Raw genomic sequence first — 15,491 nt, 5'->3', positions numbered from 1 at the left:
ATCAATATTGGCCTCAACCAATGGCATGACCTGGGTCGGCGCGCGGAACACCTGCTTCCGCGCACCGTAGGCTTGCCGGTGATGGCCCCTGACCCGCGTGCCCCGCAGACCCCGCGCACCTCGCCCACCCGGCTGCCCGCTCTCGCGACCGCCCTGCGCGGCCTGCCGCCCTCGTGCGGCCCCGTCCGGCTGGTCGCCGTGGACGGGCACGCGGGCTCGGGGAAGTCGACGTTCGCGCGGCGCCTCGCCGAGGCGCTCGGCGGCGCGCCGGTCCTGCGGCTCGACGACATCGCGAGCCACGATCAGCTGTTCGGCTGGACCGAGCGGCTGCGGCGGCAGATCCTCGACCCGCTCTCCCGCGGCGAGACGGCGCGCTACGCCCCGTACGACTGGACCGAGCGCCGCTTCGGCCCCGCCGAGCGGACCCTGCCACCGGCGCCCGTGGTGATCGTCGAGGGCGTCGGCGCGGGGCGCCGGGCGCTGCGCGGACACCTCGCCGCCGTGCTGTGGATGGACGTGCCGCGCGCGGCGGCGTGGCAGCGGGGACGCCGCAGGGACGGCGCGGTCCAGCGGGACTTCTGGGACGGGTGGGAGCCGGCGGAACTGCGGCACTTCACCGATGACCCTTCCCGGCCCTTCGCCGACCTCCTGGTACGACAGTGTCCAGAGGGATACGAGGTGCTGCGGGGGCCCAGTGGGGCGCCAGTCGGAACCCAAGCCGTGACACAGGGTGATGGGTCGTCGGCGGTCCGCTGAACCTCCGGAAGACGCCTTCCAGTTGGCCCGGCGACTTTTCACGAGTGCCCCAACTACGCTTGACCCAGGGACCTTACAGGACTTACGTTCTGATTGTGCGGCCTTCCGAGGCCGCCCGCAGACGCGAAGCCCCCGGTTGTTCCCCCGTGATCGGGGGCTTCGTTCTGCCCTCCGGGCCCGATCCCCGACCGCTCCGAGCCGCCATTCGCTCACCCTCGGTCACCATCGGCCCCGCTCCCCGGCGGCCCTTTCCGGCCGATCCGGCACTGCGGCACCCTACGGCCGACCGCTCCCCCGCAGGTACGATGCCTATCGGTGCGCCTTTTCCGGACGGATGCTCTGCGCGCCGGATCAACTCCCGTCCGCAGCACGGCGGTTCAGTAAGTGGCCGGCGGGCACCGGCCCGGTGGTACGCAAACGGGGGCACGGTTTGTGGGGGACGTGATGGACTTCGACGCGGTGGGCTCACCCGCACCGGCCGACCTCGCCTGGCTGAGGGGCGTCGACGCCTACACGATGGGCGCCTATCCGCAGGCCGAGGAGGAGTTCCGTACCGCGGTGCGGATGGATCCCGGCATGGCGGACGGCTGGCTCGGGCTGCACGCGCTGCGCGTCGACACGACGACGGCGCTGCTGCGGATGTTCCAGCACCGGTCCCGGTTCGGGGAGCAGCGCGCACGGCACACGCGCGCCCTCAACTCCTGGTACTGGCTGGGCTGGTGGGTCCAGCCCGTCCTGGAGAGCTCGCGCGACCTGCTGCTCGCCCACGCATCGCACTGGCTCGACGGCCGCCACGTCCCCGAGCTCGACCGGGCGCTCGCCGGACTGCCGCCCGTCGACGCGGACCCGCAGGTGCGCTTCCTGCACGCCTGCCGCGCCTACCTGGTCAAGGACTGGGAGCAGCTGGTGCGGCACACCGACCCGCTCATCGACGACCCGATGCTGGGCATCGAGGCGGGGCTCTTCGGCGGCATGGCCCGGGTGCGCCTGGAGATGTACGGCCAGGCCGAGCCGCTGCTGTCCGCCGCCCTGATGCGGTGCCGCAGCGAGCAGCCCCAGCGCAAGGAGCTGCGGTACTGGCTGGCCCGCGCGCACGAGGGCACCGGACGCTCGGCGGCGGCGCTGCCCCTGTACCGCGCGGTGCACCGGGTCGACGCCGCCTTCATGGACACCTCGGCACGGCTCGCGGCGATCGCCGAGGGCGACGGCTACGACGAGGCGGCCGACCTCGCCGCCGCGATCAGCCTGGCGGGCGGCGGCCAGGACGCGCTGGAGGGGCCCGACGGCATCGACGTCCTCTTCGGCACCGAGGGCCGCGACGTGAAGGTCACCGGCCTCGAACCCCCGCCGGGCGGGCCGCCCCCCGCACAGAGTGGTTCCGCCGAGGCCGACGCCGTCCGCGAGAAGGCGGTCATCCCCATCAAGCCGGGGCCCACGCAGCTGCCGCCGGGGCCCACCGACCCCGCGCTCCTTGCGGCCGCGCTCGCCGAACTGGAGGGCATGGTCGGCCTGGAGCCGGTGAAACGCCAGGTCAAGGCGCTCTCCGCGCAGCTGAACATGGCACGCCTGCGGACCGCGCAGGGCCTGCCCGTGCAGCCGCCGAAACGACACTTCGTCTTCTCGGGCCCCTCGGGCACCGGCAAGACCACCGTGGCCCGCATCCTCGGCCGCGTCTTCTACGCCCTCGGGCTGCTCGGCGGCGACCATCTGGTGGAGGCGCAGCGCGCCGACCTCGTCGGCGAGTACCTCGGCCAGACCGCCGTGAAGGCCAACGAACTGATCGACTCGGCCATCGGCGGCGTCCTCTTCGTCGACGAGGCGTACTCCCTCTCCAACTCCGGCTATGGCAAGGGCGACGCTTACGGCGACGAGGCGCTCCAGGTGCTCCTGAAGCGGGCCGAGGACAACCGCGACCACCTCGTGGTGATCCTCGCCGGCTACCCCGAGGGCATGGACCGGCTGCTCGCCACCAACCCCGGCCTGTCCTCGCGGTTCACGACGCGGGTCGACTTCCCCTCGTACCGCCCCCTGGAGCTGACGGCGATCGGCGAGGTGCTGGCCGCCGAGAACGGCGACGTGTGGGACGAGGAGGCCGTGGAGGAGCTGCGCTCCATCAGCGGGCACGTCGTCGGCCAGGGCTGGATCGACGAGCTGGGCAACGGCCGCTTCCTGCGCACGCTCTACGAGAAGAGCTGCGCCTACCGCGACCTGCGGCTCTCCGGCTATCCGGGCGAGCCGGACCGCGACGACCTGTCGACACTGCGGCTCCCGGACCTGATGCAGGCGTACGGGGAGGTGCTCTCGGGGCGCGGGCCGCAGGACACGCCGGGCTGCTGAGCCCGGCGCGTCCCGCCGCCCGTCGAACGCCCCCCTCACCCGACGAGTGCGCCGTCCAGATTGCCGCGCCCGATCGTGGCCTCCTGCGGCCTGCGGGGCACCGCCACCCGGTGTGCCGGGTCGCGGACCTCGCCGACCAGGAGTTCGAGGACGTCCTCCAGGGCGACCAGGCCGAGCACCCTGCCCGAGGCGTCGGCGACCTGCGCCAGATGGGTCGCGGCGCGCCGCATCACGGTCAGCGCGTCGTCGAGCGGCAGCTCCGCCCGCAGTGTCGTCATCGGGCGCCAGACCTGCTGGGGCACGGCCCGGTCGGTCTCCTCCAGATCCAGTACGTCCTTGACGTGGAGGTAGCCCATGAAGGCGCCGTTCTCCGCGCGGACCGGGAAGCGGGAGTAGCCGGTGCGGCCGGTCAGCTCGACCACCTGGGCCGGGGTGACCGAGGCGTCCACCGTGACCAGCGAGGCGGGGTCGAGGAGCACGTCCGTCACCGGGCGGGAGCCCAGCTCCAGGGCGTCCTCCAGGCGCTCCTGCTCCTCGGGGTCGAGCAGGCCCGCCTGGCCGGAGTCCTCCACGAGGCGGTTGAGCTGTTCGCTGGTGAAGACCGCCTCGACCTCGTCCTTGGGCTCCACCCCGAAGAGCTTCAGGACGACGCGCGCGCACGCCCCGAGCGCCACCGTGACGGGCCGGCACAGCCGCGCGAAGGCGACCAGGCCGGGGCTGAACCAGAGCGCGGTCTTCTCGGGGGCCGCCATCGCGAGGTTCTTCGGGACCATCTCGCCGATGACGAGGTGCAGGAAGACGACGACGGCGAGGGCGATCACATAGCCGAGGGGGTGGATCACTCCCTCGGGCAGGTGGGCCGCGTGGAAGAGCGGCTCCAGGAGGTGCGCCACGGTCGGCTCGGCGACGGCGCCGAGCGTCAGCGAGCAGACGGTGATGCCGAACTGGGCGGCCGCCATCATCTGCGGCAGGTGTTCGAGACCGTAGAGGACCTGGCGGGCCCGCTTGGTGTCCAGGGGCTCGATCTGGCTGCGGCGTACGGAGACGAGCGCGAACTCGGCGCCGACGAAGAAGCCGTTGGCGAGCACCAGCAGGACGGCGAAGAGGAGCTGGAGCAGACTCATCGGCCCGCCTCCGCGGCCGCCGCGAGCGCCGGGGCGTCCGCCGTCATGGCGATCCTGACCCGCTCGGCGCGGTTGTGCCCGACCTGGCGCACGGAGAGCCGCCAGCCGGGGAGTTCGGCCCGGTCGCCGGGGGCCGGGATGCGGCCGAGGAGATCGGCGACGAGGCCCGCCACCGTCTCGTAGGGGCCCTCGGGTACGTCGAGTCCTATGCGCCGCAGGGTGTCGACGCGGCAGCTGCCGTCGGCGTCCCACGCGGGCCTGCCGTCCTCGGGCGGCACGGGACACAGCTCGGGCACGTCGAGCAGGTCGTGTTCGTCGCGCACCTCGCCGACGAGTTCCTCGACGATGTCCTCCAGGGTGACCACCCCGGCGGTGCCGCCGTACTCGTCGACGACGACGGCCATGGGCTGCTCGCTGCGCAGGCGCGCCAGGAGCGGCTGCACGGGCAGCGTCTCGGGGACGAGGAGGGGGGCCTGCGCGATGCGGCTCACCGGGGTGCGCAGCCGCTCGTGGGCGGGGACCGCGAGGGCGTCCTTGAGGTGCACCATGCCCACGATCTCGTCGATCCGCTCGCGGTAGACCGGGAAGCGGGACAGGCCGGTGGCGCGCGTCAGGTTCACCACGTCCTCGGCGGTCGCCGACGACTGGAGCGCGCTGACCTTCACGCGCGGCGTCATGACGTGCTGCGCGGTCAGCTCGCCGAGGGAGAGGGTACGGACGAACAGGTCGGCGGTGTCCTGCTCCAGGGCGCCGGCCCGGGCCGAGTGCCGGGCCAGGGAGACCAGTTCGCCGGGGGTGCGGGCCGAGGCCAGCTCCTCGGCGGGCTCGACGCCGAGAGCGCGCACCAGCCGGTTGGCCACGGCGTTCAGCAGGGAGATCACCGGCCGGAAGAGCCGCGCGAAGACGTGCTGCGGGCCCGCGACGAACCGCGCGACCTGGAGCGGCCTGGAGACCGCCCAGTTCTTGGGCACCAGTTCGCCGATGACCATCTGCACGGCGGAGGCGAGCAGCATGCCGACCATCACGGAGACACCGCCGACGGCACCGCCGGGAACACCGATCGCCGTGAACGGGCCCGCGAGCAGGTGCGCGAGGGCGGGTTCGGCGAGCATGCCGACGACGAGCGAGGTGATGGTGATGCCGAGCTGGGTGCCGGAGAGCTGGAAGGACAGCTCCTTGAGGGCGTCGACGACCGTGCGGGCCCGGCGGTCGCCGTCGGCCGCGGCCTTCTCCGCGTCGGGCCGCTCGACGGTGACGAGGCCGAACTCGGCCGCCACGAAGAAGCCGTTGGCGAGGATCAGCAGGAATGCCGCCGCGAGGAGCAGAAGGGGGACTGTCATGCCGCCGCCCCTCCGGTCGTACGGGTCCCGGTATGTCGGGAGAGGGCGGCGCAGGTACTACAGGACGATCCGTCCATCGCCGGAGGGAGTCACTCCTCGGATAGCAGGAGCCCCTGGGGGCCGGGCGGGCCCGTCAGGGGCGGGGCGGCACGCTGGGCGCGCCCCGCCACCAGATTAATCACGACGCGCCGCGGAACGTCAGTCCCCTTGCGGCGTCCGGGCGTCCACGAGGGCTCTCAGGGCCTTGGCGTCGGCGACGGCCTGCTCCCTGGCGATGCCGGGCTGGATGCCGAGGGCGGGCAGGCTGGTGCCGTCGCTGAGGTTGAGGAACACCCAGGGGTCGCCGGGGCGCAGGGTGACCTGGACGATCTCGGCCCAGGCCAGACGGCGGCTCGTCGCGATGTTGACGACGGACACACCGGAGTCGTCGGCGACCACCTTGGGCCTGCTGAGCACCAGGAGCACGCCGAAGAGCAGGACACCGGTGAAGACGAAGCTGGCCCGCTCGCCCGGGCTGAGCTTGGGCAGCAGGAAGGCGATCACCGTGATGACCACGAACATCACCGCGCCCGCGCCGAGCAGCACCGCCCTGGTCCGCTTCGGCCGGAAGGTGACGGGGAGAGCGGGGAGCTCAGACACGAGGCGGGTCCTTCTGCGGGTTCAGAGACGGCATGCGTGGATGGCGGTGGTGAGGATGGCCCGCGCCCCGAGGGCGTACAGGTCGTCCATGACGCGCTGCGCCTCCTTGGCGGGGACCATGGAGCGCACGGCGACCCAGCCTTCGTTGTGCAGCGGGGAGATCGTCGGGGACTCCAGGCCCGGCGTGAGGGCGACGGCCCGCTCCAGGTGCTCGGCGCGGCAGTCGTAGTCCATCATCACGTACGCCCGGGCGACCAGGACGCCCTGGAGACGGCGGAGGAACTGCTGCACCTTCGGCTCGGCGGCGTCGGCGCCGGTGCGCCGGATGACGACCGCCTCGGACTTCATGATCGGATCGCCGAAGACCTCCAGGCCCGCGTTGCGCAGGGAGGTGCCGGTCTCCACGACGTCCGCGATGACCTGGGCGACGCCGAGTTCGATGGCGGTCTCGACGGCGCCGTCGAGGTGGACGACGGAGGCGCTCACGCCGCTGTCCGCGAGGTGCTTGGCGACGATGCCCTCGTAGGAGGTCGCGACGGTCTTGCCCGCGAGGTCCTCGATGCCGGTGGCCGTGCCCGGCTTCGCGGCGAAGCGGAAGGTGGAGCGTGCGAAGCCCAGCGGCAGGATCACCTCGGCGTCGGCACCGGAGTCGACCAGCAGGTCCTGGCCGGTGATGCCGATGTCGAGCCTGCCGGCCGAGACGTAGATCGCGATGTCCTTGGGCCGGAGGTAGAAGAACTCGACCTCGTTCTCGGGGTCGACGAGGACGAGTTCCTTGGACTCCTTGCGCTGCTGGTATCCGGCCTCATGGAGCATCGCCGACGCAGGTCCGGACAGTGAACCCTTGTTGGGGACGGCGATGCGCAGCATGAGGCGGGCTTCCTTTGCGTGATGGGGAGTCGAGCTGGTTCGGCTGGCGTACGGAGGGTGTACGGCTCAGAGGTGGGCGTAGACGTCGTCGAGGGAGATGCCGCGGGCGACCATCATCACCTGGACGTGGTAGAGCAGCTGCGAGATCTCCTCTGCGGCTGCTTCCGTGCCCTCGTACTCGGCGGCCATCCAGACTTCGGCGGCCTCCTCGACGACCTTCTTGCCGATGGCGTGGACGCCCTTGCCGACCAGCTCGGCGGTGCGGGAGGTCGTGGGGTCGCCGTTGGCGGCCTTGTGCTGGAGCTCGGTGAAGAGCTCCTCGAAAGTCTTCTTGGACATGATGCCGTTCACTCTACGCGCCCGCCCGGACCCGCTCAGCGCCAGGGCTCGGAGACGGTACGGAGCGTGGTGGCGGTGGCCACGGCCGCGGTGACCGCTTCGTGCCCCTTGTCCTCGCTGGAGCCCTCGATGCCCGCGCGGTCCAGGGCCTGCTCCTCCGTGTCGCAGGTCAGTACGCCGAAGCCGACCGGGACGCCGGTGTCGACGGAGACCTGGGTGAGGCCCTGGGTGACGCCCTGGCACACGTACTCGAAGTGCGGGGTGCCGCCGCGGATGACGACGCCGAGCGCCACGATCGCGTCGTAGCCGCGTCCGGCCAGGACCTTCGCGACGACCGGCAGCTCGAAGCTGCCCGGCACGCGCAGGACGGTCGGCTCGCTGATGCCGAGCTCGTTCAGGGCGCGCAGGGCGCCGTCGACGAGGCCGTCCATGACCTTCTGGTGCCACTGCGCGGCGATCACCGCGACCCGCAGGTCGCCGCAGTTCTTCACGCTCAGTTCGGGTGCGCCCTTGCCGCTCACGCGCTTCTCCTTCGGTTCTCGGATTCGGTTCTCGATGACGGGGGTGGGTGCTTACTGGTTGCCGCAGGCGGAGACGCCGGGGGCGTCCAGCCAGGGCAGGTCGTGGCCCATCCGGTCCCGCTTGGTGCGCAGGTAGCGGAGGTTGTGCTCGCCGGCCTGGACCGGCATGGGCTCGCGCCCGGCGACCTTCAGGCCGTGCCGCAGGACGGCGTCGACCTTGTCGGGGTTGTTGGTCATCAGCCGTACGCCGCGCACGCCGAGGTCGTCCAGGATGCGGGCGCCCGCGCCGTAGTCGCGGGCGTCGGCGGGCAGGCCGAGTTCGAGGTTGGCGTCGAGGGTGTCGCTGCCGCGCTCCTGGAGTTCGTACGCCCGCAGCTTGGAGAGCAGGCCGATGCCGCGCCCCTCGTGGCCGCGGAGGTAGACGACGACGCCGCGGCCCTCCTCGGTGATGCGCCGCATGGACTCCTCCAGCTGCGGCCCGCAGTCGCAGCGCAGCGAGTGGAAGACGTCGCCGGTCAGGCACTCGGAGTGCAGCCTGGCGAGGACGTCCTCGCCCTCGCCGATGTCGCCGTGGACGAGGGCGACGTGTTCGACGCCGTCGACGGTGGAGCGGTAGCCGTACGCCGTGAAGTCGCCGAAGGCGGTGGGCAGCCGGACCTCGGCCTCGCGGCGGACGGTGGGCTCCGAGGAGCGGCGGTAGGCGATCAGGTCCTCGATGGAGATGATCGTCAGGCCGTGCTTGCGGGCGAAGGGGATCAGCTCCGGCAGGCGGAGCATCTTGCCGTCCTCACCCGCGATCTCCACGATGGCGCCGGCGGGGCGCAGGCCCGCGAGGCGGGCGAGGTCGACGGCGGCCTCGGTGTGGCCGTTGCGGGCGAGGACGCCGCCGGAGCGGGCGCGCAGCGGGAAGATGTGCCCGGGGCGCACGAAGTCGCCGGCCGCGGCCGCGCCGCCGGCGAGGAGGCGGAGGGTGGTGGCGCGGTCGTCGGCGGAGATGCCGGTGGTGACGCCGTGCGCGGCGGAGGCGTCGACGGAGACGGTGAAGGCCGTGCTCATCGACTCGGTGTTGTCCTCGACCATCTGCGGCAGCCGCAGCCGGTCGAGTTCCTCGGCCTCCATGGGGGCGCAGATCAGGCCGCGGCACTCGCTCATCATGAAGGCGACGATCTCGGGGGTCGCCTTCTCGGCGGCGACGACGAGGTCGCCCTCGTTCTCGCGGTCCTCGTCGTCGACGACCACGACGGGGCGGCCGGCCGCGATGTCGCGGATGGCCTGCTCCACCGGGTCGAGGGACAGGTCCGAGGTGTCCTCGTTGAGGGCGGTGCTGTACCAGACAGGTGCCGTGGTCATGCCGGGGCTCCTTCCATGACGGGCCGGGAGGCCGCCGCGCGGGAGCGCAGCCACCAGTCGCGCATGCCCCACAGGACAAGGGCGAGGTAGACGACGTAGACGAGGCCGGAGAAGGCCAGGCCGCTGCTGAAGGCGAGCGGCACGCCGACCACGTCGACGAGCAGCCAGGCGAACCAGAATTCGACGAGGCCGCGGGCCTGGGCGACCATCGCGGCGAGTGTGCCGACGAAGATGTAGGCGTCCGGCCAGGGGTTCCAGGACAGTGAGGGGACGGCGGTGAACAGCGCGCCGACCGCGAGCGTGCCGACGGCGGTGCCCGCGAGCAGGACGCCCCGCTCCTTCCAGGTCGCGAAGCGGATGGCGATGGAGCCGTCCTGCGCCTGCTGCGTGCCGCGCGTCCACAGCCGCCAGCCCCACAGCGCGACGCCGATGACGAGGAGCTGCTTGCCGACGCCGCCGGAGAGCTGCGCGGAGGCGTAGGCGGCGACGAGGATGACACCGGACAGGAGCTGGGCGGGCCAGGTCCATATCGAGCGCCGCCAGCCCAGGGCGAGGGCGATGAGGCCGACGGTGTTGCCGATCATGTCGGACCACATGATGTGCTGGCCGAAGGCCGTGAACGCCTCGGAGTTGAGCCAGCTCACTTGGTGGCCTCCTGCTGCTGAGCGCGGTCGCCGAGGAGGCGCTCCACGTACTTGGCGATGATGTCGACCTCGAGGTTGACCGGGTCGCCGGGCTGCTTGATGCCGAGCGTGGTCAGCGCGAGGGTGGTGGGGATGAGGCTGATGGTGAAGTAGTCGGGGCCGGCCTCGACCACGGTGAGGCTGACGCCGTCGACCGTGATGGAGCCCTTCTCCACGACGTAGCGGGAGAGGTCGGCGGGCAGGGAGACCTTGACGATCTCCCAGTTCTCGGAGGGCTCCCGCGCGACGATCGTGCCGGTGCCGTCGACGTGCCCCTGCACGATGTGGCCGCCGAGCCGCGCGCCGACCGAGGTGGGGCGCTCCAGGTTGACCCGGGAGCCGACCGTGAGCGCGCCGAGGCTGGAGCGCTTGAGGGTCTCGGCCATCACGTCGGCGGTGAACTCGTCGCCCTCGTGCTCCACGACCGTAAGACAGACGCCGTTGACGGCGATGGAGTCGCCGTGCTTGGCGCCCTCGGTGACGACGGGGCCGCGCAGGCGGAACCGGGACGCGTCGGGGAGGTTCTCGACGGCGGTGATCTCGCCCAGCTCTTCGACGATTCCGGTGAACACTTCAGTGCTCCTTCGTTACGAGGGTCGCGGTGACGCGCAGATCGGGTCCGAGGCGGACGGTCTCGCTCACGTCGAGCCGCAACGCTTCGGTGATGGTCGTGATTCCGCCGCCGCTCAGGGCGGCGGGGCCCGCGCCCAGCAGGACGGGGGCGAGGTAGCCGACGACGCGGTCGACGGCGCGGGCGGCGACGAAGGCCCCGGCGAGCGTCGGGCCGCCTTCGAGGAGGACGGAGCGCACGCCACGCGCGTGGAGCACGTCGAGCAGGGTTGGAATGTCCAACCCGCCCTCCGCCGAGCGCGGCAGCCGGACGGTTTCCGCGCCTTCGTACGCGGGCGTGGCGTCTTCGGCGACGGCGATCAGCGTCGGCGCCGTGTCGTCCAGGACGCGGGCGCCGGGGGTGACGGCGGTGCCGTTGGTGTCGACGACGACCCGCAGCGGCTGGACGGCACCCTCGACGCCCCGCACGGCGAGGTGCGGGTCGTCGGCGCGCTGGGTGCCGGAGCCGACGACGACGGCGTCGCTCTCGGCGCGCAGCCGGTGTACGTCGGCACGGGACTCGGCGGAGGTGATCCAGCGGCTGGTGCCGTCGGCGGCGGCGACACGGCCGTCGAGGGTGGCGGCGTACTTCCAGGTGACGTGGGGGCGGCCGAGCCGCACTGAGGTCAGCCAGGCGGCGTTCCCCTCGGCGGCCGCCGCCTCCTGGAGGCCCTGTTCGACGGAGATCCCGGCCGCCCGCAGGGTCTGCGCGCCCCCCGTCGCGGTGGGGTTGGGGTCGGCCACGGCGTAGACGACGCGGGTGACGCCGGCGGCGATGAGGGCCTGCGCGCACGGGCCGGTGCGGCCGGTGTGGTTGCAGGGTTCCAGGGTGACGAGGGCGGTGCCGCCGCGGGCCGCGTCGCCCGCGGCGCGCAGGGCGTTGACCTCGGCGTGCGGGCCGCCGGCCCGCTGGTGCCAGCCCTCGCCCGCGACTTCGCCGGACGCGTCGAGGATGACGCAGCCGACGACGGGGTTGGGGCTGGTGGAACCGAGTCCGCGCGCGGCCAGCGCGATGGCGCGCCGCATGGCGGCTGCTTCGGCTACGGCGGTGGCCACCGGGTCCTCCTGCCTCTTCGGGCACGGACTCCGGGGCTGTCGATGACGACGACATGTAACGGACGACGACACCTGGAGCGACGCCGACGTCGAATGACACCTGTCCCGGGAGATCCCGGAAACCACTCCTGGCCTGGGCCAGGAACACGTCACTACGACGGCGCGCAAAGATGCCCGCCCGCCGCGCACTGCCTCCCATCCGGACTTTCACCGTCGGTCCAGGAATTTCACCTGGTCAACCGGCCGCTGGAGGCGGCCGGGTCGCGGACTGTAACCGCCGGTTCGGAATTACACCGACCCCGGAGTGCGCTGCTTCTGGTACGTGGTCAGTCTGCCACGTCCGATCGAGGGCCATGCGGGTGATCGACTGTGGCCTGGCTCACAGCATGCCCACTCGATCTTCTCTTCAACCATTTTGGTCCAGACCTATTGACCGACTGGTCTAGTCCTTTTAATCTCTGCGTCACCTCGGAGCCGCCCCGTTCGCGTTCCGCACCGTGCGTGTTCCGCACCGCCCCCAGGAGGCCCTCTTGCCGTCCCTCAACCGCGCGAGACCAGCGCTGTTCGCGACCGGCGCCGCCGTCGCCGGAATGCTGCTCAGCATGGTCTCCGGCAGCGTCTCGCACGCCGCCGGTGACGCGTCCACCGACCACGCGTCCTGCCGTCCCGACGGCCTCTACAAGACACCCGGTGTCGACGTCCCCTACTGCTCCGTCTACGACGGCGACGGGCGCGAGAAGATGGGCGCCGACCACCAACGGCGCGTCATCGGCTACTTCACGGGCTGGCGCACCGGCAAGAACGGTGAGCCCGCCTACCTCGCCCCGGACGTCCCCTGGGACAAGGTCACCCACGTCAACTACGCCTTCGCGCACGTCGACAAGGACAACAAGGTCTCCGTCGGCCCGGACGGCGAGAAGAACGCCGCCACCGGCATGACCTGGCCGGGCGTCGCGGGCGCCGAGATGGACCCCGCGCTGCCCTACAAGGGCCACTTCAACCTGCTCAACAAGTTCAAGAAGCAGCACCCGGACGTCAAGACGCTGATATCGGTTGGTGGTTGGGCCGAGACCGGCGGCTACTTCGGTGACGACGGCAAGCGCGTGGGCTCCGGCGGCTTCTACTCGATGGCCACCAACGCCGACGGCTCGGTGAACCAGGCGGGCATCAACACCTTCGCCGACTCCGCGGTCGCCTTCATCAAGAAGTACGGCTTCAACGGCGTCGACATCGACTACGAGTACCCGACCTCGATGAAGGACGCGGGCCACCCGGCCGACTTCCCGATCTCCAACGCCCGGCGCGGCGGCCTGGTCAAGGGTTACGCGGCCCTGATGAAGGCCCTGCGCGAGAAGCTGGACAAGGCGGGCGCGGCCGACGGCAAGCACTACATGCTGACCGTGGCGGCCCCCTCGTCCGGCTATCTGCTGCGCGGCATGGAGACCTTCCAGGTCCAGAAGTACCTGGACTACGTCAACATCATGTCGTACGACCTGCACGGCGCCTGGAACGAGTACGTCGGTCCGAACGCCTCCCTCTTCGACGACGGCAAGGACGCCGAGCTGGCGGCCGCGGGTGTCTACGGCAGCCAGCAGTACGGCGGCATCGGCTATCTGAACACCGACTGGGCCTACCACTACTTCCGCGGCTCGATGCCCGCCGGACGCATCAACATCGGCCTGCCGTACTACACGCGCGGCCACAAGAACGTGCAGGGCGGCACCGACGGGCTGTGGGGCAAGGCGGCGGCGAGCAGCTGTCCGGCCGGTTCCGGGCTGACCAAGTGCGGTGACGGCGCGGTCGGCATCGACAACCTCTGGCACGACAAGGACGACAACGGCAAGGAGTCCCCCGCGGGCTCCAACCCGATGTGGCACGCCAAGAACCTGGAGAAGGGGATCGTCGGCGACTACGTCACGAAGTACGGCTTCCCGGCGGACACCAAGCTGACCGGCGACTATGCGCGCAAGTACAGCTCCGCGCTGGTCGCGCCGTGGCTGTGGAACGCCGAGAAGAAGGTCTTCCTGTCGACGGAGGACGAGGAGTCGGTGGCGAAGAAGGCCGACTACGTGATCGACCGGGGCATCGGCGGGACGATGGTCTGGGAGATGGCGGGCGACTACGACTGGAACGCCGCCAAGGGCCAGTACGAGATGGGTGACACGCTCACCTCCCTGATGCACGACAAGTTCAAGACCGCCAAGCCGTACGGCGCGAAGGTCGCGAACAAGGAGATGCCCACCAAGGCCGTGGACATCGGTGTGGAGTTCGGTGACTTCAAGCTCGGCGACTCCAACTACCCGATCACGCCCAAGGTGAAGATCACCAACAACACGAGGACGGCGCTGCCGGGTGGCACGGAGTTCCAGTTCGACTACTCCACCTCCGCCCCGGGCAACGCCTCCGACCAGTCCGGCTTCGGTACGAAGGTGATCAGCAGCGACCACACGGGCAGCAACGTCGGCGGTCTGAAGGGCGACTTCCACCGGGTCTCGCTGAAGCTCCCGGCCTGGCAGGCCCTGGCGCCTGGCGCGTCCGTGGACCTCTCCTTCAACTACTACCTGCCGGTGTCCACCCCGTGGAACTGGACGGTGAACATCAGCGGCACGACGTACGCGCTCGCGGGTGACCTGGCGCGCGGCACCACGGTCGTCGAGCCGGGCACGGGCACAGGACCGACGGACCCGCCGGGCCCGACCGACCCGCCGCTGCCGGGCAAGTGCACGGCTCCCGCCTGGAGTTCGTCCTCCGAGTACGGCTCCGGGACGACCGTCTCCCACAAGTCCCGCACGTGGAAGGCCAAGTGGTGGACGAAGGGCGACGAGCCGGGCGCCGGCGGCGAGTGGGGTGTCTGGCAGGACATGGGAGCCTGCTGACCCCTTGACGCTCACGCCCACGGGATTTGACATCCTGTGGGCGTGAGCACGATGACGGCCCTGGCCGAGGAGTTCGAGTCCCACCGCCCCCGTATGTTCGGCCTGGCGTACCGGATGCTCGGCTCGGCGCAGGAGGCGGAGGACGCCGTCCAGGACGCGTATCTGCGCTGGAGCGGCGCGCGGCGCGCGGACATCCAACGGCCCGCCGCCTGGCTCGCCAAGGTCGTCACCCACCTCTGTCTGAACCGGCTGACGTCGGCCCGCGCCCGGCGTGAGGAGTACGTCGGGGCCTGGCTGCCGGAGCCGGTGATCACGTCCGGTGGTGTGCTCGGCCCGCTGGAGGCGGCGGAGCAGCGGGACTCCGTGTCGATGGCGCTGCTCGCCCTCCTGGAGCGGCTCACTCCGAGGGAGCGCGCGGTGTACGTGCTGCGCGAGGCGTTCGCGTACAGCCACCGGGAGATCGCGGGCGTGCTGGAGCTGAGCGAGGCCGGCTGTCGTCAGCTGTACCGCAGGGCGACGCGGGCGGTGGCCGAGGAGCGGCCCCGCTTCGAGCCGGGGCGTGAAGTGCGGCGGGAGTTCGTCGAGTCGTTCCTCGTCGCGGCCCGTGAGGGGGACGTCGCGGGCCTGGAGAAGATGCTGGCCGCGGACGTGACGTGGTGGGGCGACGGCGGAGGCAAGGTCACCGCGGCCCGCAGGCCGATCCTGGGGCGCGCGAAGGTGGTGCGGTTCCTGGTGGGCGGCATGGAGAACTTCGGGTCCGCGATGGATTTCTCGTACGCCGAGGTCAATGGCTCGCCCGCGCTGGTCGCGCACGTGGCGGGGCGGCTGATGGGCATCGCGTCGTTCGAGATGGGCGGCGGGGCCGTGCGCGGGGTGCGGACGGTGGTCAATCCGGACAAGCTGGCCTTCGCGGAGCGCCAGTTGGCCGCGCGCTGAGCCGTGGTGTGCGGGCCGGGTGTCACGTTTTCGCGGGCTGCCCGGTTCTGAGCTG

At 71.5% G+C, this 15,491-nt stretch carries 14 protein-coding genes and 1 riboswitch; of the genes, 4 read left to right on the top strand and 10 right to left on the bottom strand.

The window, feature by feature from the left end; genetic code table 11:
- The first annotated feature begins 81 nt into the window (after positions 1–81).
- Entirely contained in the window at positions 82–756 is a 675-nt protein-coding gene (locus tag ACF062_RS29190; protein WP_392142631.1) for a uridine kinase, read from the top strand.
- A 444-nt stretch (positions 757–1,200) separates the two neighbouring features.
- On the top strand, positions 1,201–3,093 hold the full coding sequence (locus ACF062_RS29185; protein WP_392142630.1) for an AAA family ATPase: 1,893 nt from the start codon (positions 1,201–1,203) through the stop codon (positions 3,091–3,093).
- A 35-nt stretch (positions 3,094–3,128) separates the two neighbouring features.
- On the opposite strand, the gene ACF062_RS29180 is transcribed toward ACF062_RS29185, so the two are convergent.
- The 10 genes from ACF062_RS29180 to ribD all read right to left on the bottom strand — a co-directional run bounded on the left by ACF062_RS29180 (position 3,129) and on the right by ribD (position 11,624).
- Complete coding sequence (locus tag ACF062_RS29180; RefSeq protein WP_392142629.1) at positions 3,129–4,217, bottom strand: hemolysin family protein; 1,089 nt, start codon at positions 4,215–4,217, stop codon at positions 3,129–3,131.
- Positions 4,214–5,557 (bottom strand): hemolysin family protein, encoded by a 1,344-nt coding sequence (locus ACF062_RS29175; protein ID WP_392142628.1) that lies wholly within the window; start codon positions 5,555–5,557, stop codon positions 4,214–4,216. Before ACF062_RS29175 ends, ACF062_RS29180 begins: the two co-directional genes overlap by 4 nt.
- 198 nt (positions 5,558–5,755) lie before the next feature.
- A complete protein-coding gene (locus ACF062_RS29170) occupies positions 5,756–6,196 on the bottom strand; it encodes a PH domain-containing protein (protein ID WP_392142627.1) in 441 nt (146 codons plus the stop codon).
- A 21-nt stretch (positions 6,197–6,217) separates the two neighbouring features.
- The gene (gene hisG, locus ACF062_RS29165; RefSeq protein WP_392142626.1) at positions 6,218–7,066 is read right to left on the bottom strand and encodes an ATP phosphoribosyltransferase; all 849 of its coding nucleotides are present in this window, start codon (positions 7,064–7,066) and stop codon (positions 6,218–6,220) included.
- Between the two features lie 66 nt (positions 7,067–7,132).
- Positions 7,133–7,405 (bottom strand): phosphoribosyl-ATP diphosphatase, encoded by a 273-nt coding sequence (locus ACF062_RS29160; protein WP_392142625.1) that lies wholly within the window; start codon positions 7,403–7,405, stop codon positions 7,133–7,135.
- 35 nt (positions 7,406–7,440) lie between these two features.
- Positions 7,441–7,926 carry a 6,7-dimethyl-8-ribityllumazine synthase gene (gene ribH / locus ACF062_RS29155; protein WP_127908985.1) on the bottom strand — a complete coding sequence of 162 codons (486 nt, stop codon included), beginning with the start codon at positions 7,924–7,926 and terminating at the stop codon, positions 7,441–7,443.
- Positions 7,927–7,977: 51 nt separating this feature from the next.
- A complete protein-coding gene (locus ACF062_RS29150) occupies positions 7,978–9,276 on the bottom strand; it encodes a bifunctional 3,4-dihydroxy-2-butanone-4-phosphate synthase/GTP cyclohydrolase II (protein WP_392142624.1) in 1,299 nt (432 codons plus the stop codon).
- Positions 9,273–9,872 carry a nicotinamide mononucleotide transporter family protein gene (locus ACF062_RS29145; RefSeq protein WP_223778932.1) on the bottom strand — a complete coding sequence of 200 codons (600 nt, stop codon included), beginning with the start codon at positions 9,870–9,872 and terminating at the stop codon, positions 9,273–9,275. The genes ACF062_RS29150 and ACF062_RS29145 overlap by 4 nt, the downstream gene beginning before the upstream one ends.
- 44 nt (positions 9,873–9,916) lie before the next feature.
- Positions 9,917–10,531, bottom strand: coding sequence for a riboflavin synthase (locus tag ACF062_RS29140; RefSeq protein WP_392142623.1), 615 nt, complete (start codon positions 10,529–10,531; stop codon positions 9,917–9,919).
- 1 nt (position 10,532) lies between these two features.
- Positions 10,533–11,624 (bottom strand): bifunctional diaminohydroxyphosphoribosylaminopyrimidine deaminase/5-amino-6-(5-phosphoribosylamino)uracil reductase RibD, encoded by a 1,092-nt coding sequence (gene ribD, locus ACF062_RS29135; protein ID WP_392142622.1) that lies wholly within the window; start codon positions 11,622–11,624, stop codon positions 10,533–10,535.
- A 181-nt stretch (positions 11,625–11,805) separates the two neighbouring features.
- Positions 11,806–11,936: riboswitch (FMN riboswitch) on the bottom strand.
- A 278-nt stretch (positions 11,937–12,214) separates the two neighbouring features.
- Between ribD and ACF062_RS29130 the strand changes: the two genes are divergently transcribed.
- Together ACF062_RS29130 and ACF062_RS29125 are read left to right on the top strand one after the other, a co-directional pair.
- Entirely contained in the window at positions 12,215–14,500 is a 2,286-nt protein-coding gene (locus ACF062_RS29130) for a chitinase C-terminal domain-containing protein (RefSeq protein ID WP_392142697.1), read from the top strand.
- A gap of 51 nt (positions 14,501–14,551) precedes the next feature.
- Entirely contained in the window at positions 14,552–15,436 is an 885-nt protein-coding gene (locus tag ACF062_RS29125; RefSeq protein WP_392142696.1) for an RNA polymerase sigma-70 factor, read from the top strand.
- Positions 15,437–15,491: the final 55 nt, after the last annotated feature.

This window comes from Streptomyces sp. NPDC015345, assembly GCF_043078805.1.
Taxonomy (GTDB): domain Bacteria; phylum Actinomycetota; class Actinomycetes; order Streptomycetales; family Streptomycetaceae; genus Streptomyces.
The sequence above is the reverse complement of the archived record's forward strand: the minus strand, read 5'-3'. Positions and strand labels throughout refer to the sequence as shown.